Origin of the sequence: Streptomyces sp. NPDC007991 (assembly GCF_042958445.1) — a bacterium.
Taxonomy (GTDB): domain Bacteria; phylum Actinomycetota; class Actinomycetes; order Streptomycetales; family Streptomycetaceae; genus Streptomyces.
This window is the reverse complement of sequence record NZ_JBIBJD010000004.1, coordinates 497,103-516,637: the sequence shown is the minus strand read 5'-3', so window position 1 is coordinate 516,637 and position 19,535 is coordinate 497,103. Positions and strand designations below refer to the sequence as shown.

The following is a 19,535-nucleotide window of genomic DNA, read 5'->3' as shown; positions in this document are numbered from 1 at the left end:
GCGGCGCTGACGCCGGCCTCACCAACACCTACCCAACGAACGGACGGCACGACAGATGTCCAAAGACTTCCCGCAGCTCACCGACCGCAGCGGACACCGGTACGCGGCGGACCAGCCGCGCTGGCGCGGCGACGACGGCTCCCCGCTCATGATGGAACCGCTGCCCGGTATCACCCGTCGGCAGATAGACACCAGCGTCAACACCCAGTGGCGCTACCGTGCCGCGCTCCCGCTGGCCCAAGCCGAACCCGTCACCCTGGGCGAAGGACGCACCCCCCTGCTGCCGCGGACCCTGGCCGGACTCGACGTCGCTGTCAAGGTCGAATCCATGAACCCCACCGGCAGCTTCAAGGACCGCGGCAGCTCCGTGATGGTCACCGTGCTGCGCCACCAGGGCGTCGGCCGCCTCCTGGAGGACTCCAGCGGCAACGGAGGTGCGTCCATCGCCGCCTACAGCGCCGCAGCAGGCATCGACGCGCAGATCATCGCCCCCGCATCCACCTCTCCCTCCAAGATCGTGCAGAGCCGTCTGCACGGAGCAAGCGTGGACCTCGTCCCCGGCAGCCGCCAGGACGTCGCCGACGAAGCCGTCCGCCGCGCCGACACCCGCTTCTACGCCAGCCACAACTGGCACCCCCAGTTCCTCCAGGGCATCAAGCTGATCGCCTACGAGATCTGGGAGGACCTGGGATTCAGCGCCCCCTCGGCCGTCCTCGTCCCGGCCGGCGCCGGCAGTCTCGTCCTGGGCTGCGCCATGGGCTTCGCCGAACTCCAGCGCGCGGGCGAGATCGACCAGGTGCCCCGCATCCTGGTCAGCCAACCCGAACAGTGTTGCCCCCTTGTCCAGGCCCTCGACAGTGGCGCCTCCACCGTCGACGCCCGCACCTGGCCCCGGACACTCGCCGAAGGAACCGCCATCGCTCGGCCCGTGCGCGACCGGGAAGTCCTCCAGGCCATCCACGACAGCGGCGGCGCCGCCACGGCCGTGGCCGAAGAAGAACTCCTGCCCGCAGTCGGCGAACTCGCACGCACCGGCGTATTCGTCGAGCCGACCAGCGCTCAGGTCCTGCCCGCGCTGCGCCAGTTCCACTCCGACGGCCACATCAGCCGTGACGACACCGTCGTCCTCGTCCTGACCGGCTCCGGCCTCAAGGCCGGCCAGGCCCTCAGCCAGCTGATCACCGACATCCCCGCCTGACACTAACCGCCTCTCATCAGGCAGCGGCAGATCAGACCGCCGCGGCCCCGGACACCAGCGGGTTCATCCGCTGCCCCGTTATGTTTTCGGCGGCAGTCAAGGGCGAGTGCGACGATGTCGCCGTGTTGGACACCGTGGTCGGCGTGGTAGCGGCGGATGCGTCGCTGGAGTTGGAGAGCGTCGGGGACGTCGAGAGCGTCTGCGAGTTCACGCAACTGACGGGCGTGGCGCGAGAGATCGGGCATGGGGTACTCCAGTGCGGCCCACTAGTCGACTAGCTGAAGCGCGTTGCACAATGCCGTGATTTTGCAGGTCAGGGCCTTGCCGCGGCTGTTCTGATCATGCGGTCAGGGCGAGGTTGTGCATGTGAGCGACGGCTTGGACTGCGTGGTGCAGGCCGTCGCCGCGCTGTCGGCAGTCACGAAGGATCTTGTAGTGCTTCAGCCGGCCGATCGCATGCTCGACCCGCGCACGGACCCGGCGATGCTCCGCGTTGTCGGCTTCCTCGCCGCCCAGCAGAGGCCGGCCGGGTCGTTTGCGGTGCGGGACGACCAGGCCGGTGTTGATGTAGGCGCCGTCGCCGAGCAACGTGACGCCCTGGCACTGCTCCGGCAGGCCGGAGTTGCGCCGGACATGGGCGTCGGCCTTGTTGCCCGGGGCCGGACGGGCGGTGGCCACGACCAGGCGGGTGTCCGCGTCGGTGATGACCTGCACGTTCGCTGAAAACCGGTAGTTGCGGCTCGATGCGCCCACCTTGCGGTCCCGGACCGGGATCAGCGTGCCGTCCACGATCCACAGCCGCTCCGCAGCGTCAACGGGACGGGAGACCGGCCCGAGCGCGAGGAGTGGCCGCAGCCGCTGGATGACCCTGCACACCGTGGCCGGCGAGACCCCGAACAGCGGCGCGAGTTGCCGCATGGTCAGGTTCGTCCGGTAATAGACCGCCACCATCAGCACCCGATCCTGCAGCGGCAGACACCACGGCCGCCCGATCCGAGGACCGTCGCCACCCCGTTCCCGCACCACCTGCAACAATCCCTCGAACTGCTTCACCCGCAGCCCCGTGAACGTCTCCACCCACACCGGCTCGGCCCTCAACCCCCCACGCATACAAGGGAAATGCTCAGATCATGGCGTTGCGCAACGCGCTTCAGCTGTACCACTGGTTCCTGGCGAAGGCGGTCATGTGACGCATGGGGGCCGGCTCCCGTCTCTCTGTCGTGGCTGCCTCGTCCGGACGGGGCTCAGTGGGGCGCAATAGTTCTTGGCTGCATACGCGGTGTCCCTCGTCCTCGGGCGCGGCGCAGGTAGGCGAGATGTGGCCGGCGTCGGAGATCTCGCAGATCAGGGTGCGGTCCCGGTCCTGGAGCAGACTGATGGGCTCCTCCCCGTAGCGAATCGTGTTCGTCACGAGCTCGCTGACGACCAACTCGGCGTGGAGGTCATGTCCTGCTGACCTCACCTGACGGCCGAATCGCCTTCTCCGCGGACGGCCTGGTGCAGGACAGGGCTCACGACGCCGACGGCATGGTCAGTCAACAGGTGCCGCGTGACCCGTCGGCTGTGGCAGCCACCCGCACCCGTGCCGACCGCAGTTCGAGATAATGCCGATATGAGCTTGGGCGACGAGGTCGTCCAGGCGGGCCAGAGCTCGTCGGGCCTCAGGCCGGGGGCGGCAAGTGCTCATGCCGTGGTGCGGAGTTCACCCTTGAGGGGGCGGAACCGGGAAGAGCAGGCAGCTACTGGTGGCGTGGGCGAGCAGACGGTCTTTCGTGTCCACCAACTGCGCTTGACAGAGGGCGGTTTGGCGGCCCTTGTTGACAACCGTGCCGACGGCGCGCACCGTGCCTGTCTCCGCGGTGATCCGCCGTAGGAACTTCACCGTCAGGTCGAGTGAGGTGTACGCCATGCCTTGCGGGAGGGTGGTCTGGACGGCGCATCCCGCGGCGGAGTCGAGCAGGGTGGCGAAGATGCCGCCGTGCACGCTGCCGATCGGGTTGTAGTGCTCCTCGCCCGGCGTCAGGGAGAAGACCACCCTGCCGGGCTCGACCTCGTCCAGGCGGAGGTCGATGGCGTAGCCGATGGGCGCCCCCGGCAGTCGCCCCGCCTGCAACTCGCGCAGGAAGTCGATGCCGGCCATGCGTCCGGCGGCTTCCGCCGAGACCGCGGGATCTTCCCATTGGTACGTACGTGTCCGTCCCACGATCGAGCGCCTTCCCATCTGGCTTTTGCAAGTGAAGCTAGCTTCCGCCTCGCCTGACTGTCAATGACGAAGCCAGGCTCTTACGATGGCCGAATGGAGTGGCTTGAGACGAGCACGGAGAACTGCCCCGTCCAGCGCACGCTCGACGTGGTCGGAGAGAAATGGACGCTGCTGATCCTGCGGGACGCCGTCAACGGAGTCCGCCGCTTCGACGACTTCCACCGCCACATCGGCCTGTCGGAGGCCGTCCTCAGCGACCGCCTGAGGAAGCTGATCGCGGCCGACATCCTGAAGACCGTCCCCTACCGGGAGCCGGGCAGCCGCTCCCGCAACGAGTACCACCTGACCCGCAAGGGCTGGGGCCTGTGGCCCGTCCTGATGGCGCTGAGGCAGTGGGGCGAGGCGTACGCCCTCGACTCCGAGAGTCCTGTGCTGGACGTTCGCCACACCGACTGCGATGCTCCGGTCCGCGTCGTCGTCGAGTGCTCCGAGGGGCACTCCTCTCTCACCGCCGAGCACGTCACCGCCCGGCTGGGACCCGGTGCCCGGCTTCGGTCGTGAGCACTCTTGATGACACGCTTGCCCTCGATGCCGCAGAAGGCGGAGACGACCGCCTTGAGGGCCGCGTCATCGATACGGACGGCGAGTTCTCACGGGGCGAACCCGCCGAAGGCGGCCGAGTGGATCGCCGATACGTGCGCAGGCCGGCATCGCGATCGTCGTCACGTTCGGGCCCTGCATGTCGGGTCCTTGCTCAGGTGCCCAGGTGCCGGCGAAGCCACTGGCCCATCTGCTGGATGGCCCGGTCGATCTCGGGCACGCGTCCCGCGCCCAGGATGAACGAGTGCTGTCCTTCGGGCAGCGGGTGGACCTCGGAGGTGACCTTGAAGTCCGCGAGGCGGCGGGCGAGCTGGGCGCCGTCGTCGGCGAGGGTCTCGTGTTCGCCGTAGTGGACGGTGGTGGGCGGCAGACCGGTCAGGTCGGCGTTCACGAGGCTGATCTCGGGGGCGGCGAAGTCCACTCCGGGCTCCCGCAGCCAGGATGCCCGGAACAGCTCGAGGGTGCTCCTGCTGAGCATCTTGTCGTTGTCCTCGTTCTCGTCCACGGACGCGTTCTGGAGGGTGAGGTCGGTCCACGGGGAGACGCTGACGATCGCGCCCGGGGCTGCCTCGCCCTTCGCGAGCAGTCGCAGCGGCAGCATCACGGCGAGGGTGCCGCCGATCGAGTGGCCCGTGCTGCCGATGTTCCGCGGCTCGTAGCCCTGGGAGAGCAGCCATCGGTAGGCGGTCTCGGCGTCGTCGAGCTGTGCCGGGTAGGGGTGTTCGGGTGCCAGGCGGAAGTCCACGACGAGCGAGCGGGCGCCGGCGGCCTTGGCTATGTGGCCGGCGGCCTTGCGGTCCGAGTGCATCGAGGCGGTGACCGACCCGCCGAAGTGGAAGTGGAGCAGCGCGCGGTCGGGGTGGGCGTCCTCGGGAATGCACCACAGGGCGGGGACACCGCCCGCGTCGACTTCGGCGTAGGTGACGCCTTCCGGTTCGGCCGACGCCATGTGGTTCGTCTCGACGATGTCGCGGATGACGGCGAGGTCGAGGCCCGGTGTCGAGGCCTTCGCGCTCACGCTCTCGAGGAACTGTGCGAACTGCTGTGCCTCTGGGCTTGCTCCCATGGTGGTGCTCCTTCGCGGTTCGGTGCCACGCCCGCTGCTCGCGGGGGACTGGTTGATGTGCCGGTCATGACGCCATGAGCTGAGTGCGGAAGAACTCAGAGTGGATGGCGGGCAGAAGTCCGCAGGCGGCCGGGTCAGTCGTTGTCGGGCGCCATGGAGACCACGACCTTGCCGGCCCTGGTCCGGCCCTGCTCGACGTGCGCCATCGCCTCGAGCGTCTGGTCGAACGGGAAGACCGTGTCGATGACCGGGCGGAGCTTCCCGCTGTCGTACAGGGCGCTGAGCTCGCGCAGCTGGGAGCCGTCGGCCCGCATGAAGAAGAACTCGTAGCGCACACCAAGTGCCTTGGCCTGCTTGCGGACCTTGCGGCTGAGAGTGTGCATGAGTACCCCCAGGGGGAAAGGGGCTCCCAGCTGCTTGGCGAACGCGGCGTCCGGCGGGCCGGCGACGCCGACGGCCAGGCCGCCGGGCTTCAGCACGGTCAGTGACTTCTCCAGGTTCGCCCCGCCCAGGGAGTCCAGTACCAGGTCGTAGCCGGACAGCGTCTTCGAGAAGTCCTCCTTGGCGTAGTCGACGACGATCTCGGCACCAAGGCTCCTGACCAGCTTCTCGGAGTCGGTGCCCGCCGTCGTCGCCACCGTGGCGCCGAGGTGCTTGGCGAGCTGGATGGCCGTCGATCCGAGGCCCCCGGCACCGGCGTGGACGAGCACCTTCTGGCCCGGCCCAAGACGGGCGCGGTCGACGAGGATCTGCCAGGCGGCCAGGGCCACCAGAGGCACCGCGGCTGCCTCCTGGGAGGTGAGCGAGGCCGGCTTGGGCGCGACGTCGTCCTCGTCGATGGCGATGAACTCCGCGAAACCCCCGATCCGAAGGTCCCGTGGACGGGCGTACACCTCGTCTCCGACCTTGAAACCGCGTACGGCGGAGCCGACCCGCACCACGACACCGGCCACGTCGTGGCCCAGCACGAACGGGCGCCTGTACTTCAGGAGGTGCTTGAACTCGCCGTTGCGGACCATCTTGTCCAGCGGGTTGATGCCGGCGGCCCTCACTCGCACCAGGACATCGCGGTCCCGGACGGTGGGCTCGGGTACCTGTGCGGCGCGTGCGCCGTCCTTGCCGTACTTCGCGACGACGAATGCCTTCATGCCGGGCGCCTTACTGGGTGATCTTCTCGGTGGTCGATGCGCGTCCCGCACCGGCCATGACGCTACCGGCTGAGTATATAAAAGTAAACTCAGGTGAGGCTAGAATCACCCCATGGATGCGTGGACCGAAGCTGTTCAGGATGCCGGCATGGACCCCCGTCTCGACCGGGACGTGTCGAACTGCTCCATCGCGCGGACCCTTGAGATCGTGGGGGAGAAGTGGACGATCCTGATCCTGCGCGAGGTCTGGTACGGCTCGTCCCGCTTCAGCGACTTCGAACGTGTCCTCGGGTGTCCTCGCAACCTCCTCGCGGCGCGGCTTCGGATGCTCGTGGAAGAAGGGATCCTGGCCACCGAGACCTACAAGGAGCCCGGCTCGCGGAGCCGGCCCAAGTACGTGATCACTCCCAAGGGCATGGATCTGGTACCGGCCGTGCTGGGGCTCCTGCAGTGGGGTGACCGATACCGTGCCGACCCTGAGGGGCCCGCCGTGCTGGCGAGGCACCGCGCATGCGGCGCGTACGTCGGCGTCCAGATCCGCTGCGAACAAGGCCATGCCGTGCCGGCGGAAGACATCGAGAGCGTTCCCGGCCCCGCCTTTCGCATGAAGCCCGCCGGGTGAGCTGAGCACCACTGCGCATGGCGTTCCGCGGGGCACACGTCCTGATCGCGTTCCGCGGCTGTGACGAGACGAGGAGTGCGGGCGGAAGTGGAGCGGCACCGACCGGGACGCCGGGAGGCGATCAGCCCTTGCGGGTCTTGATCTCCCAGGTCAGGGCCGAGACGACGTCGAAGAGGCCGCCGACGACGCCGTAGCCGACGAGGTCGCAGATCGAGGCCTCGGCGTCCTTGTTGATCGGCACGATCGTACTTGGAGACACGGGACTGGTGGTGATCGGTGATGCTGCAGGAGCCCAGTCGCAGCGCGAGACGGGCGGCGATCTCCAGGGGCAGCAGCTCCAGGGTGGGCTTGCTCAGGCGACGTTCGCACTGCACGGCTCTGCATCGGCCGAATGGCTGAGACGGCGACGGGACGGGTTGTCGGTTTGAGGCGTGTAGAGCCGGCGAGAGGATCGCCAACTCCTGCCCCCTTCCGAGGCGGCTTTTCCTGCGCGTCATCCTCGGAACTGACGCAATGCCATACCAGAGGATGACGAGGCCCGCTCGGACGTCAGCTTCAGGTGGTCGGTACTTCGGCTGATCCGGAGGGTGCGGTGCGGACCGGACGATGAAGGAGTCCTCAGCTCGGTGTGGGCCGTACGCGCGCACCGGGCTGTCCGTGCCCCTGATCGGAGCAAGACCCTCGTGACCACCTCGCCGCCCGCTCCCCGCACTCCTACCCTCGCTGCCCGCGCCACCGAGCTGTCCAAGGTCTACGGGCAGGGCGACACCCAGGTGGTCGCCCTCGACCGGGTCAGTGTCGGCTTCGAGCAGTCCCGGTTCACCGCGATCATGGGACCCTCCGGGTCAGGCAAGTCCACGCTGATGCACTGCGTGGCCGGGCTGGACAGCTTCTCCTCCGGCTCCGTCCGCGTCGGCGACATCGAGCTGGGAGCCCTGACGGACAGGCAGCTCACCAGACTCCGCCGGGACAAGGTCGGCTTCATCTTCCAGGCGTTCAACCTGCTGCCGACCCTCACCGCGCTCGAGAACATCACGCTCCCGATGGACATCGCCGGCCGGGCCCCGGACAAGGAGTGGCTGGACAGCGTCATCCAGATGGTCGGCCTGTCGGGCCGACTCAGCCACCGCCCCGCCCAGCTCTCGGGCGGCCAGCAGCTGGGGGTCCCCCCAGGCCCTTAAGGCACTGGGGGAGTGTCGCCGTCGCCCGGGCGCTCGCGTCCAAGCCGGACATCGTCTTCGGGGACGAGCCGACCGGGAACCTGGACTCGCGTGCGGGCGCGGAGGTCCTGGGGTCCTGCGTGACTCCGTACGGACATCGGGTCAGACCGTTGTCATGGTCACCCATGATCCGGTCGCCGCCTCCTACGCGGACCGGGTCGTCTTCCTCGCGGACGGGCGGATCGTCGACGAGATGTACGAGCCCACTGCGGACGGGGTCCTCGAACTCATGAAGTCCTTCGACGCCCCCAGGTTCCGTACCAGCTGAGCCGAGTTGGAGCGCACCGAGTCGCACGAACCGACACGCACCCCCTGATCGACCCCCGTCCTCCCCTCACCTCACCTAGGACAGACATCACGATGTTCCGCACAGCCCTGCGCAACGTCCTCGCGCACAAGGCCAGACTGCTGATGACCGTGCTCGCCGTCATGCTCGGCGTCGCGTTCGTCTCCGGCACCCTGATCTTCACCGACACCCTCAGCGGCGGCTACCGCGACCAGGCGGCCAAGAGCTACGCCCACGTGGACGTCGAGGTCCGCTCCTACGGCCAGTCCGACAAGGTCCCCGGCATCAGTGGGAAGGCGCTGGACGAGATCGCCCGGCTCGACGGGGTCGCCGGAGCCGCCGGACGGGTCGGCGGGCTCGCCGGCGTCGCAGACAAGGACGGCGGGCTCATCGGCAGTGGCTCGTCCGGCATGGGTGCCAACTTCGCGCCCGGGAAGGGCGGCAAGGACCCGCTCTACGTGTTCACCCAGGGCAGCGGGCCCACCGACCCCGGCCAGGTCGCGCTCGACAAGGACACCGCCGAGAAGGGCGGCTACGAGGTCGGCGACACTGTGCGCGTCGCCTTCAGGGGGCCGGCGAAGACGTACGAGCTCTCAGGCATCTTCACCACCGACGACACCGGGGTGGCCCTGGGCGACAGCCTGGCGCTGTTCGACACGCCGACCGCTCAGCGGCTCTTCCTCCAGCCCGGCTCCTACGAGTACGCCATCGTCACCACCGCCCCGGGCACGTCGAGCACCGAACTCGCCGCCACCCTGAGGAAGGTGCTTCCGGACGAAATGGAGGTCAAGACGGGCCGTCAACTCGCCGACGAGCGGGCCAAGGGAGGCGCGGGAGACGCGTCGACGCTCAGTACGCTCCTGCTCGCCTTCGCCGCCGTCGCGCTCTTCGTCAGCGTCTTCCTGATCGCCAACACCTTCACCATGCTCGCCGCCCAGCGCACCCGCGAACTCGCTCTGCTGCGCGCGGTCGGCGCCTCCCGCAGGCAGGTCACCCGGTCCGTACTGATCGAAGCGATGGTGGTCGGCACCGTGGGCGCCGCCGGCGGGCTCGGAGTCGGCGCCGCCATGGCCGCCGTGGCGCGTTCCACGGTCGGTGTCTTCGGCACGAAGAACCCGGACGGGCCGCTGGTCGTCACGTCGACGACCGTCCTGGTCGCAGCTGTCGTCGGGGTCCTGGTCACCATGCTGGCCGCCTGGCTGCCGGCCCGTCGCGCCGCGAAGATCCCGCCAGTCGCGGCCATCGGCAGCGCACACCTGCCCGCCACCACAAGGTCCCTGCTGATCCGGAACCTGCTCGGCGGCATCATCACGCTGCTCGGCGCGGCCGCCGTCGTCGCGGGCGCCGGGGCCGGCGGCTCCATCGGCAAAGGGCTCGTCGGGCTCGGGGCCATCCTCGCGGTGACCGGTGTCCTCGTGCTGATCCCGTTGCTGTCCCGGCCCGTGATCGCGGTCCTACAGCCGCTGCTGCGGGCCGGCTTCGGGGTCTCCGGCAAGCTCGCCGGCCAGAACGCCGTACGCAGCCCACGCCGTACCGGCGCCACCGCCTCCGCGCTGGCCATCGGCCTCACGGTGGTCAGCGCCATGACCGTGCTCGCCACCACCCTCGGCCAGTCCACGGACAAGATGACCACGGACATCGTCAAGGCCGACTACATGGCCAGGGACAGCGGCGCGGACCTGGACACCTCGGCGGCCGCCGCACTGCGCAAGGTCCCCGGCGTCACGACGGTGTCGCCGGAGCAGCAGGCCTGGATGCGACTCGACGGCATCCAGGAGGATGTTTCCGCCGTCGCCCCGGCGGAATTCGGCAAGACCATCCGTCTCCCGGTGGTCTCCGGCTCGCAGGGCACGCTCGCGAAGGGGCAGGTCGCCGTCGCCGATGACGAAGCGCGGGCCCACGGCTGGAAAGTGGGGGACACCCTGCCGGCGGTCTACGGGGACTCCGACAAGAGCCGCAAGCTGACCGTCGGGGCCGTCTTCGAGTCCAACGAAGTCGTCATGCCCGTCGTCGTCTCCGCGGACGTGATCGATCCGAACGCCACCTCCACCACTCTCTCGAAGGTCTACCTCAAGACGGATGGCAGCACGAACGAGAAGGCACTCGCCGACGCCCTCGCCGGGCGCCCGGGGATCAAGATCGATGACCGGCAGGCCATCCGCCACGAGCTCAGCGGAGCCTTCGGCACCGTGCTGAACGTGCTGTACGCACTGCTGGCGATCTCCCTGGTCATCGCGGTGCTCGGGGTGGTGAACACCCTCGCGATGTCGGTCTTCGAACGGCAGCGGGAGGTCGGCATGCTGAGGGCCGTCGGACTCGACCGGCGGGGCGTGACACGCATGATCCAGCTGGAGTCCGTGGTCATCTCCCTCTTCGGCGCGGCGATCGGCATCGCGGTCGGAACCTTGCTGGGCTGGGCCGTCTGCGAGGTCACCAAGGCGGACATCCCGGGATACGTGTTTGTGCTGCCGTGGAGCCGCTTCGGCCTCTTCCTGCTGCTGGCATCGCTGGTCGGCCTGCTGGCCGCCATGTGGCCCGCCCGCAGCGCGGCCCGGCTGAACATGCTCACAGCCATCAAGACCGAGTAGACGGAGCGCGTCGCGCTATGGCCTCCGGCATGCCTGAGGCCATACGCGGGCGCAACCGTCATGCTTGTGGAGCACGGTCAGTCCGCTCGCCTCACGGTGGGGAGGAGGGCCACGACCTCCCAGCCGTGGTCCTCGCGTGGGCCGGTGTGCAGTGTGCCGCCGAGGGCGGTGACGCGTTCGGTGAGGCCGACGATGCCGAAGCCTCCGCCGCGGGCGGCGTACGGCATCGGGGCGCCTCCGCGGCCGTTGTCGCGCACCGTCACGCGCAGGGCGTCGTCGGCGTGGGCGAGGGCCACGGTGACGTCGGTGGCGTCGGCGGCGTGGCGGCGTACGTTCGTGAGGGCTTCCTGGACGACGCGGTAGGTGGCAGCTTGCACTTCGTGGGGCAGGTTCCGGGGCAGTGAGGCTTCACGCTGCAGTTCGGCCTTCGGCCCCGGCGGCCCGCCGAATCCCTCGACCAGTTCCGCGAGGGATGTCAGATTGCCTACCGGGCGGTTCTCGCCAGGCTTGGGCTGGGCCGCTTTCTCCGGACCGCCGCGCAGGATGCCGACGGTCAGGCGCATGGAGTCGAGCGCCTGGGTCGCGGCCCGTTCGATGCCCGCCAGGACCGGGTCCAGGCGGCCGGGTTCGGTGGTGGCCATCATGCGGGCCATCTGTGTCTGGACCAGAATGCCGGTGACATGGTGGGCGACGAAGTCGTGCAGGTCGGCCGCCATCGCGAGGCGTTCGGCGCGGCGGGTCTCGGTGACCGCGACGCCACGGCTGTGGTCCAGGGAGCGCAGATAGCCGCCGAGGCCGGCGAAAACGCCGGTCAGCAGCGCCAACGGCAGCGCGAACAGCAACGCGTCTTCCTTGGCGATGACGTCGTAGAAGCGCAGCGGCACCACAACGCTCGCTCCGCCTGTGAGGACGGCACACAGCCACGCCCACCATGGTGAGCAGGTACGGACCGCGATCAACAACAGGCAGAGCAGGACCGCCATTTCACCGGGGCCGAGTGTCCGCACGCGCTCGGTCGTCGCGGCCAAGGCGGTCAAGGCCAGCGAAACGCCTGCTGGTACGGCGGTCCGCAGTTGGGGGGTGAGCCACGCGGGTTGCCGCGCGGAGGGCCAGAGGACGGCCGTGAGGCCGAGCGACAGCAGCAGGAGCACCGGCCAGAGGGTCGTGCCGTTGGCGACGGCGATGAGCACGTCCGCGGCGGCCAGCAGGACCAGCGTGGTGACGCCCATCGCACGCAGGTGGCCCTGCCGACGGGTCCGCGTCGTGGGGATGTCGTCCGTCGCGGGCAGGAGGTTCACATCGGTCACTGTAGAGAGGAGCGGTCAGCTGCGCCTCGGCCGGTCGGCCGGCGCGGACGGCAGGCGCGGGAACCGCTTCGCCTGCGGTTCCCGCGCCTGGTCATGACACAAGTGGGAGCTGTCAGTTGATCCGGACGATCTTCCAGAGCTGGTCGTCGAGGTTGGCGCTGCCCCACTGGACGACGGCTGCCCCGTTGGCGGTGGAGGACTGGGCGACGCCGGCGACGAGGGTGCTGTTCACGTTCCGGAGTCTGTAGTAGCCGCCGCCCGCGTCGGTGAGGGTCCACTTCTGGGAGTCGGCGCTGGAGGCGGTGTTCTGGACGATGGCCGCTCCCGCTGTGGTGGAGGAGCCTTGGATGTCGAGGTTGAGGTTGCTCTTGACGTTCTTGATGTTCCAGGCGCCGCTGCCCGCGGATTGGAAGGTGAAGAGCTGGCAGGCGCAGGCCGTGTTCTGCCACTGGCCGACGGCGGTGCCGGCGGTGGTGGAGCCGTTCGGGATGTCGAGGTACTTGCCGCTGTTCTTGTTCACCAGGACGTACTGGCCGGTGCCCAGGGGCGGCAGGGCAGTCTGAGTGAGGTTCCAGCGCTGGCAGTCGCAGGTGGTGCTGCTCCACTGCACGGCGGTGGTGCCGACGGTGGTGGAGGCGCTGGGTATTTCGAGCACCTTGCCACTGACGCGGTTCGTGATGCTGTACCCGCCGGCCGGGTGGGGCGCGACGGACCATTCGTGGTCGAGCGTGCCGTTGTCATCCCACTGCAGGACGGTTGCGCCGTCGGCGGTGGACTGGTTCTGGACACCGAGAACCTTGCCACTGGCGACGTTGAAGATCTTGAAGTGGCCCGAGGACTGCTGCTCGAAGCGCCACTGCTGGTTGGTGGAGGTGGTGGGGTTCTGCTGGGTGGCGGTGGTCCCGTTGGTGGTGGAGCCGCCGGCGATGGTGAGGTTCAGGGCACTGTTCGCGTTGGTCATGGTGTAGGTCGCACCGTCGGAGACGCCGCCGCCCAGGTCGATCGTGCTGTAGGTGACCGGGTTGGAGAGGTTGCTGCCGCCGCGTCCGGCGCTGAGGATCAGCAGGCTGTGCCCGTCGGGCAGGGACGTCATGCCGCGGCTGTAGCCGCCGGCCAGGTTGGCGCTGATGCGCGTCCAGGTGTTCGCGGCGCCGTTCTGCGTGTTGATGAACAGGTCCTCGGCGCTGTTGGCGCTGAGGGCGAGGGTTCCGTTGGGGCCTCCTGCGGGCAGCCAGGTCAGGTAGGGGGCGCTCTGGGGCACCACGCCGTCCGTCGTCCGCAACGGGATGCCGGTGACCGAGCCGAACGCCTCCGGGTCGGAAGAGATCTTGTAGTAGACGGAGAAGTTGCCCTCGGGAGCGCCGCCGTACTCGTAGGACAGGACGTACTTGCCGTTCGGCAGCTTCGCGACGGTCGGCATACCCGGACGGTTGCTGAAGGTGGGCATGGCCACGTCGTCCACGACGGGGCCCCAGGTACGGGCGTCCGTGGAGACCTGGTGCACGATCTTCTGGCCGTGGTCGGGGTCGCGCTGGTCGGAGTAGTAGACGATGAGCTTGCCCCCAAAGACCAGGAAGAACGGCTCCCAGACCGGGGTGTTGCCGTTCGTGTCGAAGGCGGCGCCGCCGGTGGCGATGTTGCTGACGAAGCTCCAGGTCTGACCGCGGTCCGTGCTGGCGTACAGATCGATCTTGGTGGCCGACCGGTCCGAGGGCACCGAGTCACCCGCGGCCAGGATGGTCCCGGCCGGGAAGTCACCTATGGCCGTGGGCAGTTCGAAGAGCTCGGGCTGCCAGCGCATGCCCCAGCCGTTCTGTGTGTCGGCGATGTCGGAGAGCTTGCTCCAGGAGTTGCCGTTGTCGGTGCTGCGGTAGATGGGGAAGACGGGCGTGCCGGAGGTGTACTGCTCGAACGTGGCGAGCAGGGTGCCGTTGGCCGATCCGTTGTGCCGCAGGCGCAGCGCCCGGGGATACAGCGAACCGGGCGAAGGCGCTCCCGCGGGCGGGGTGTACATCGTCTGCGAGGGACGGGACAGGGCCTGCGCCCGCCCCGCGGCAGGCAGCAGAACCGTCGCCGAGGCGACGATCAGCGCCAGGAACAGCAACAGCAGGGTGGTGGGGCGGGAAAGCTGAGCGGCGCCGGGTCTGGCGCCCAACAGTGCAGGGGACATGTGCGGCTCTCAGGACAGGGGAGGAGTAGGAGGGGCCGGGGCCTGCCGCCCCGGTACGAAACCGGGTAGGAAGCGGCGAGCCCGGAGTGCGCGTCCACCGCGTGCGAGGAACTGCGGCGTCGTGCGGCACGGGAATCGGACCGATCCGCCTCTCGGGTGAGACGACCGGTGCGAGTGGCAGAGCTGTGCCCGGGGCGCGGTGCGTTCTCTGCTGCCGGGGTGCTCTCAGGTGGTGCGCCGGCCCGTCGTGTCGGGGTGCGATGGCGGAGGCGCGGTCGAGCCGCGGACGACGAGTTCGACCGGTGGGTCGCTCGCCTGCGGCAGGTCGGTGTCGGGCTTGTCGATCGCGTGCACGAGAAGGCGGATGCCTTCCCGGGCCGCGGCCTCGAAGGGCTGGCGCACGGTGGTCAGAGGAGGGGAGACGTAGGCGAAGACCGGATTGCCGTCGAAGCCGACGACACTGATGTCCTCAGGTACGCGGCGCCCGGCTTCCCGCAGGGCGTGGATCAGGCCGATGGCCATTTCGTCGCCCGCCGCGAAGACAGCGGTCACGGAACGGTCCGAGGCCAGCGCCCGGCCCACGGCATGGCCGGAGGCGGCCGACCAGTCGCCGTTGAGCAGCGGCGGCTCGTGCGCGCCCCGCGCCGCGAGCGCCGCCCGCCATCCTTCGATGCGGTCCTTGGTGGCGTACCAGCGCCGCGGGCCGGCGAGATGATGAACGGTCGCGTGCCCCAGGTCCAGCAGATGCTCGGTGGCAGCCCGGGCCAGTTCGTGGGCGCCCACACCTATGGTCACGGTGCGGGTGGCGTTGAAGGCGGGCGGTGCCCCCAGGAAGAGGACGGGGACGTCGACACGGACGCTGACGTCCCCTTCCACGATGGGTTCGGAGACGATGACGCCGTCCACGCCTTGCTCGAGCAGGGACTCCACGGCACCCGCGATACTCGCGGGGTCGCCGTCCGGCGTGTTGACCACGCGGAGCGCGTAACCCGCGTCGCGCACCGCCCGCTCGATGTGCACGAGCAGTGAAGCGGTTCCGTACCCGGCGGTGCCCAGGGCGACCACGCCGATGGAGCCGGTACGCCCGGAGACCAGTGTCCTGGCCGCCTGGTTCAGCCGGTAGCCGAGTTCCTCAGCGGCTGCCAGGACTTTGGTCCGGGCCTCCTCGGAGACATAGGGCTCGTTGTTGAGGACCCGCGACACCGTCTTGCGCGACACCCCGGCCAGACGGGCCACGTCCGCGCTGCGCGGCGCAGAGGAGCCCTCGCTCCGTCCCACCACTGCTGCCATGAAGTCTCCCGACGGCCGTGCGTCTGCATCGAAGGAGGTCAACTATATGACCACGTGGTCTGACCGCGTGGTCATGTCTACGTAGGCGACAGCCGTACGTCAAGGGTTCCCGCAGTATCGATTCCGGTGGGCGGCAGCGGATTCGATGGAGGGTGGCTGGTCGGCGACGGGTTGCGCAGCCGCCGTGAGGGGGCATCGCTGCCGGGCATATGTGCTGCTCAAACGGCAGGAACGCACTCACGAGCGCGCTCACGAAACGAAGCCGTCGCTCCCGTCCGACTGCAAGCCGTCTGACTTCTCGACATGTACGGTCGGCCCAGCACTCAGGTCGAAGGGACTTGACAGCGACTCCCTGGAACGTTCAATCTTCCTCGCAACCGCCGGTCGGATTTGTTCGATCGTGTTGAGTCTTGGTCGCGTGGACGACCGCTTCCCCGTCACACCCCGCCGGGCCGACGTGCCGTCTGGGCACGGCCGCCCTGTCAGGAGCCGAAATGCACTCTTCCTCCCTCGGTCGGCCCATGCCTGCTGCCAGTCGGCGCACCGTCCTGCGCGGTATTGGTGGCGCGGCCGTTCTCGGCGCGGGCATACCGCTGCTCAGCGCCTGCGGCGGCAGCGGTACGGCTGCCGACCCGAAGACCGTCAGCCTCGGGTCGAACGCGTCGGACGCGGTGCCGAAGAAGGCGTTCGCCGAGATCTACGCGGCGTTCACGAAGCAGTCCGGGATCACGGTCGACGTGAACACCAAGGACCACAACACGTTCCAGGAGCAGATCAACTCCTACCTCCAGGGCACCCCGGACGACGTGTTCAACTGGTTCGCCGGCTACCGCATGCAGTTCTTCGCGGCCAAGGGCCTGGCCTCCCCGATCGACGACGTGTGGCAGAAGATCGGCGGCAACTTCCCCGAGGCGATGAAGGCGCTCAGCAAGGGCGAGGACGGCAAGTACTATTTCGTGCCGATCTCCACCTCCCTCTGGGGCGTCTTCTACCGCAAGAGCGTCTTCAAGAAGTACGGCTACGAGGTCCCCACCACCTGGGACCAACTCGTCGCGCTGTGCAAGCAGATGAAGAAGGACGGCCTGGTCCCGTTCGCCTTCGGCGACAAGGACGCCTGGCCCGCGCTCGGCACCTTCGACCAGATCAACTTCCGCACCAACGGCTACGACTTCCACGTCGAGCTGATGGCCGGCAAGGCGTCCTGGACGGACGCCAAGGTCCGCACCGCCTTCGACCACTGGGCCGAGATCCTCCCCTACCACCAGGAAGGCGCCGTCGGCCGCACCTGGCAGGACGCGGCCCAGACGCTGATTTCGAAGAAGGCGGGCATGTACCTGTTCGGCAGCTTCGTGGCTCAGCAGTTCACGAACAAGGCCGACCTGGACGACCTCGACTTCTTCCCCTTCCCGGAGATCAACTCCGCGTACGGTCAGGACACCGTCGAGGCCCCCACCGACGGCTTCATGCTCTCCAAGGCCCCGAAGAACAAGGCCGGCGCGCTCAAGCTCCTGGAATTCCTGGGTACGCCGGAGGCCGAGCAGATCTACCTGAAGTCCGACCCGAGCCTGGTCGCGGCGTCCAACAAGGCCGACACCTCCTCGTACACCGCGCTGCAGAAGAAGGCGTACGCGACGATCTCCGGCGCCAAGCACCTCACCCAGTTCATGGACCGTGACAGCCGGCCGGACTTCACCGCCACGGTGATGCAGCCCGCCTTGCAGAAGTTCATCCGCGACCCCAAGGGTGTCGACAGCCTGCTGGCGTCGATCGAGCGCCAGAAGAAGACGATCTTCGCGTCCGCATGACCGTCACGACGAACACCGGTACCGGGACCGGCACCACCAGCACCCCGGGGACGGCCGCAATGCCGCCCTCGGGCCACCCGAAGAAATTGACCAAGGATCAGACCAAGGGGCCGCGGGCCCCGTTGGGCCACCGGCGGCTGCTCACTCGACGGGACCGCATCACGCTCGGCCTGATGGCCGGGGTGCCGACGATCCTGCACGTCATGCTCGTCTGGCTCACGGCTCTCGCCTCGATCGCGCTGGCCTTCACCAGCTGGGACGGCATCGGCTTCGACTCCATCCACTGGGTCGGCCTGGACAACTTCAAGGAGTTGTTCACCAACAACCCGCAGTTCTGGCCGGCCGTCGAGCACAACGTCGTCTGGTTCGTCGTGCTCATCCTGATCCCGACGCCGCTGGGCCTGTTCCTGGCCGTGCAGTTGGACAAGAAGATCCGGTTCAGCAAGGTCTACCAGACCGCGTTCTTCCTGCCGGTCGTGCTGTCGATGGCTGTCATCGGGTTCGTCTGGCAGCTCGTCTACAACCCCGACACCGGCCTGATCAACAACCTGATCGGCGCGAACGAGCCCGGCCACTACATCGACTGGATCGGCGACCCGGACCTGAACCTGTGGTCCGTCCTCATCGCCGCGTCCTGGCGGCACACCGGCTACATGATGATCCTCTACCTGGCCGGCCTGAAGGGCGTCGACCCCGCCCTGCGCGAGGCATCCGCGCTGGACGGCGCGGGCGAGTGGCAGACGTTCAAGAACGTCGTCTTCCCCACCCTGCGCCCCACCAACACCGTCGTCCTGGTCGTCACCATCATCGAGGCGCTGCGCGCCTTCGACCTGGTCTTCGTGTTCAACAAGGGCGCCCAGGGCACCGAACTGCTGTCGATCCTGGTGACCAACAACATCATCGGCGAGTCCAGCCGCATCGGTTACGGGTCGGCGATCGCCGTCGTCCTGCTGGTGATCTCGCTCGCGGTGATCATCCCGTACCTGATCGGCACCTTCCGCAAGGAGCGGCGCGCATGAGCCACGCCCTGGTGAGCAAGCAGCGCACCCCCGTCCGCCCCGCCCGGATCCTGCTGCACGTCTTCCTCGTCGGCACCGCGCTGGCCTGGCTCGCGCCCCTGCTGTGGGCGATGTACGCGGCGATGCGCCCGTACGCCGAGACCAGCGCCAAGGGCTACGTCTCCTGGCCGGACAAGCTGAGCCTCGACAACTTCACCAACGCGTATCAGCAGTCCGACATGCTGCACTACTTCGGGAACACACTGCTGGTGGCGATCCCGGCGGTGCTGCTGACGCTGTTCCTGTCGTCGTGTGTGGCCTTCTACGTCAGCCGCTTCGACTTCCGGGTCAACCTCTTCCTGCTGCTGGTGTTCACGGCGGGCAACCTACTGCCGCAGCAGGTCATCATCACCCCGCTGTACCGGCTGTACCTGCTCGTCGACCTGCCCGGCATCACCATGAGCGGAAAGCTGTACGACTCGGCGCTGGGCCTGGTGCTGATCCACGTGGCGTTCCAGTCCGGCTTCTGCGCCTTCGTGCTGGCCAACTACATGCGCTCCCTGCCCCACGAGCTGACCGAGGCCGCCCTGGTCGACGGTGCCTCGGTCTGGCGCCTGTACTGGCAGATCGTGCTGCCCCTGTGCAAGCCGGCGATGGCCGCCCTGGCGACGTTGCTTTCCATCTGGATCTACAACGACTTCTTCTGGGCCATCGTCCTGATCTCCACCGGCGAGAACATGCCGATCACCTCGGCGCTGAACAACCTCTCCGGCCAGTACTTCACCGACCCCAACCTGGTCGCCGCCGGCGCCCTGCTCACCGCGATCCCCACCCTGATCGTGTACTTCGTGCTCCAGCGTCAGTTCGTCAGCGGCCTCACGCTGGGCGCCAACAAGGGCTGAAGCACGCCTCCCACTCGTTCCCCACACCTCCCGGAGTCCCACCAGTGACCACCGAACGCCGTCTCCGCCTGCCCGGCATCGCCTACGGCGGCGACTACGACCCCGAACAGTGGCCCGAGGAGGTGCGGGCCG

14 protein-coding genes and 2 pseudogenes are annotated in these 19,535 nt (G+C 68.5%); 8 read left to right on the top strand and 8 right to left on the bottom strand.

All coding sequences use genetic code 11. The features are described 5' to 3' along the window. Positions 1-55 precede the first annotated feature (55 nt). Positions 56-1,198, top strand: a complete 1,143-nt coding sequence (locus tag ACFZDA_RS13900; protein WP_391079682.1) for a pyridoxal-phosphate dependent enzyme — start codon at positions 56-58, stop codon at positions 1,196-1,198. Between the two features lie 339 nt (positions 1,199-1,537). On the opposite strand, the gene ACFZDA_RS13895 is transcribed toward ACFZDA_RS13900, so the two are convergent. Both ACFZDA_RS13895 and ACFZDA_RS13890 read right to left on the bottom strand, forming a co-directional pair. Next, positions 1,538-2,308: a transposase family protein gene (locus ACFZDA_RS13895; RefSeq protein WP_391079679.1), complete on the bottom strand. Its 771-nt coding sequence runs from the start codon at positions 2,306-2,308 to the stop codon at positions 1,538-1,540. A gap of 592 nt (positions 2,309-2,900) precedes the next feature. Further along, positions 2,901-3,401, bottom strand: a complete 501-nt coding sequence (locus ACFZDA_RS13890) for a hotdog fold thioesterase (protein WP_391079677.1) — start codon at positions 3,399-3,401, stop codon at positions 2,901-2,903. 93 nt (positions 3,402-3,494) lie between these two features. Here ACFZDA_RS13890 and ACFZDA_RS13885 point away from each other — a divergent pair, with 93 nt between their 5' ends. Further along, positions 3,495-3,962 carry a winged helix-turn-helix transcriptional regulator gene (locus tag ACFZDA_RS13885; RefSeq protein WP_391079674.1) on the top strand — a complete coding sequence of 156 codons (468 nt, stop codon included), beginning with the start codon at positions 3,495-3,497 and terminating at the stop codon, positions 3,960-3,962. A 193-nt stretch (positions 3,963-4,155) separates the two neighbouring features. On the opposite strand, the gene ACFZDA_RS13880 is transcribed toward ACFZDA_RS13885, so the two are convergent. Together ACFZDA_RS13880 and ACFZDA_RS13875 are read right to left on the bottom strand one after the other, a co-directional pair. Further along, positions 4,156-5,067, bottom strand: a complete 912-nt coding sequence (locus ACFZDA_RS13880; RefSeq protein ID WP_391079671.1) for an alpha/beta hydrolase fold domain-containing protein — start codon at positions 5,065-5,067, stop codon at positions 4,156-4,158. A 134-nt stretch (positions 5,068-5,201) separates the two neighbouring features. Beyond that, positions 5,202-6,215, bottom strand: a complete 1,014-nt coding sequence (locus tag ACFZDA_RS13875) for a zinc-binding dehydrogenase (RefSeq protein WP_391079669.1) — start codon at positions 6,213-6,215, stop codon at positions 5,202-5,204. 148 nt (positions 6,216-6,363) lie between these two features. On the opposite strand from ACFZDA_RS13875, the gene ACFZDA_RS13870 reads away from it, so the two are divergent. Further along, positions 6,364-6,837, top strand: coding sequence for a winged helix-turn-helix transcriptional regulator (locus tag ACFZDA_RS13870; protein ID WP_391080158.1), 474 nt, complete (start codon positions 6,364-6,366; stop codon positions 6,835-6,837). A 121-nt stretch (positions 6,838-6,958) separates the two neighbouring features. Here ACFZDA_RS13870 and ACFZDA_RS13865 read toward each other — a convergent pair. Beyond that, positions 6,959-7,084, bottom strand: a pseudogene (locus ACFZDA_RS13865) (electron transfer flavoprotein subunit alpha/FixB family protein); the annotation flags it as partial. A 436-nt stretch (positions 7,085-7,520) separates the two neighbouring features. On the opposite strand from ACFZDA_RS13865, the pseudogene ACFZDA_RS13860 reads away from it, so the two are divergent. Continuing rightward, positions 7,521-8,325, top strand: a pseudogene (locus ACFZDA_RS13860) (ABC transporter ATP-binding protein). A 92-nt stretch (positions 8,326-8,417) separates the two neighbouring features. Beyond that, complete coding sequence (locus ACFZDA_RS13855; protein ID WP_391079666.1) at positions 8,418-10,931, top strand: FtsX-like permease family protein; 2,514 nt, start codon at positions 8,418-8,420, stop codon at positions 10,929-10,931. A 77-nt stretch (positions 10,932-11,008) separates the two neighbouring features. Here ACFZDA_RS13855 and ACFZDA_RS13850 read toward each other — a convergent pair whose 3' ends face one another. The 3 genes from ACFZDA_RS13850 to ACFZDA_RS13840 all read right to left on the bottom strand — a co-directional run bounded on the left by ACFZDA_RS13850 (position 11,009) and on the right by ACFZDA_RS13840 (position 15,698). Next, positions 11,009-12,238, bottom strand: coding sequence for a histidine kinase (locus ACFZDA_RS13850; RefSeq protein ID WP_391079663.1), 1,230 nt, complete (start codon positions 12,236-12,238; stop codon positions 11,009-11,011). A gap of 112 nt (positions 12,239-12,350) precedes the next feature. Continuing rightward, complete coding sequence (locus ACFZDA_RS13845; protein WP_391079660.1) at positions 12,351-14,408, bottom strand: RICIN domain-containing protein; 2,058 nt, start codon at positions 14,406-14,408, stop codon at positions 12,351-12,353. A 225-nt stretch (positions 14,409-14,633) separates the two neighbouring features. Continuing rightward, positions 14,634-15,698, bottom strand: coding sequence for a substrate-binding domain-containing protein (locus ACFZDA_RS13840; protein ID WP_391079657.1), 1,065 nt, complete (start codon positions 15,696-15,698; stop codon positions 14,634-14,636). A 521-nt stretch (positions 15,699-16,219) separates the two neighbouring features. On the opposite strand from ACFZDA_RS13840, the gene ACFZDA_RS13835 reads away from it, so the two are divergent. The 3 genes from ACFZDA_RS13835 to ACFZDA_RS13825 are packed head-to-tail and all read left to right on the top strand — an operon-like array spanning position 16,220 to position 19,403. After that, positions 16,220-17,503, top strand: coding sequence for an extracellular solute-binding protein (locus ACFZDA_RS13835; protein WP_391079654.1), 1,284 nt, complete (start codon positions 16,220-16,222; stop codon positions 17,501-17,503). Next, positions 17,500-18,522, top strand: coding sequence for an ABC transporter permease subunit (locus ACFZDA_RS13830; RefSeq protein WP_391079651.1), 1,023 nt, complete (start codon positions 17,500-17,502; stop codon positions 18,520-18,522). The genes ACFZDA_RS13835 and ACFZDA_RS13830 overlap by 4 nt, the downstream gene beginning before the upstream one ends. Continuing rightward, a complete protein-coding gene (locus tag ACFZDA_RS13825) occupies positions 18,519-19,403 on the top strand; it encodes an ABC transporter permease subunit (protein WP_391079649.1) in 885 nt (294 codons plus the stop codon). The genes ACFZDA_RS13830 and ACFZDA_RS13825 overlap by 4 nt, the downstream gene beginning before the upstream one ends. Positions 19,404-19,535: the final 132 nt, after the last annotated feature.

What these genes read in the sequence shown, in the direction of transcription:
- ACFZDA_RS13840 (WP_391079657.1), bottom strand. Translation starts at nt 15,698, where the DNA reads ATGGCAGCAGTGGTGGGACGGAGCGAGGGCTCCTCTGCGCCGCGCAGC.
- ACFZDA_RS13835 (WP_391079654.1), top strand. Translation starts at nt 16,220, where the DNA reads ATGCCTGCTGCCAGTCGGCGCACCGTCCTGCGCGGTATTGGTGGCGCG.
- ACFZDA_RS13845 (WP_391079660.1), bottom strand. Translation starts at nt 14,408, where the DNA reads ATGTCCCCTGCACTGTTGGGCGCCAGACCCGGCGCCGCTCAGCTTTCC.
- ACFZDA_RS13830 (WP_391079651.1), top strand. Translation starts at nt 17,500, where the DNA reads ATGACCGTCACGACGAACACCGGTACCGGGACCGGCACCACCAGCACC.
- ACFZDA_RS13880 (WP_391079671.1), bottom strand. Translation starts at nt 5,067, where the DNA reads ATGGGAGCAAGCCCAGAGGCACAGCAGTTCGCACAGTTCCTCGAGAGC.
- ACFZDA_RS13855 (WP_391079666.1), top strand. Translation starts at nt 8,418, where the DNA reads ATGTTCCGCACAGCCCTGCGCAACGTCCTCGCGCACAAGGCCAGACTG.
- ACFZDA_RS13900 (WP_391079682.1), top strand. Translation starts at nt 56, where the DNA reads ATGTCCAAAGACTTCCCGCAGCTCACCGACCGCAGCGGACACCGGTAC.
- ACFZDA_RS13885 (WP_391079674.1), top strand. Translation starts at nt 3,495, where the DNA reads ATGGAGTGGCTTGAGACGAGCACGGAGAACTGCCCCGTCCAGCGCACG.
- ACFZDA_RS13895 (WP_391079679.1), bottom strand. Translation starts at nt 2,308, where the DNA reads ATGCGTGGGGGGTTGAGGGCCGAGCCGGTGTGGGTGGAGACGTTCACG.
- ACFZDA_RS13875 (WP_391079669.1), bottom strand. Translation starts at nt 6,215, where the DNA reads ATGAAGGCATTCGTCGTCGCGAAGTACGGCAAGGACGGCGCACGCGCC.
- ACFZDA_RS13825 (WP_391079649.1), top strand. Translation starts at nt 18,519, where the DNA reads ATGAGCCACGCCCTGGTGAGCAAGCAGCGCACCCCCGTCCGCCCCGCC.
- ACFZDA_RS13870 (WP_391080158.1), top strand. Translation starts at nt 6,364, where the DNA reads ATGGACCCCCGTCTCGACCGGGACGTGTCGAACTGCTCCATCGCGCGG.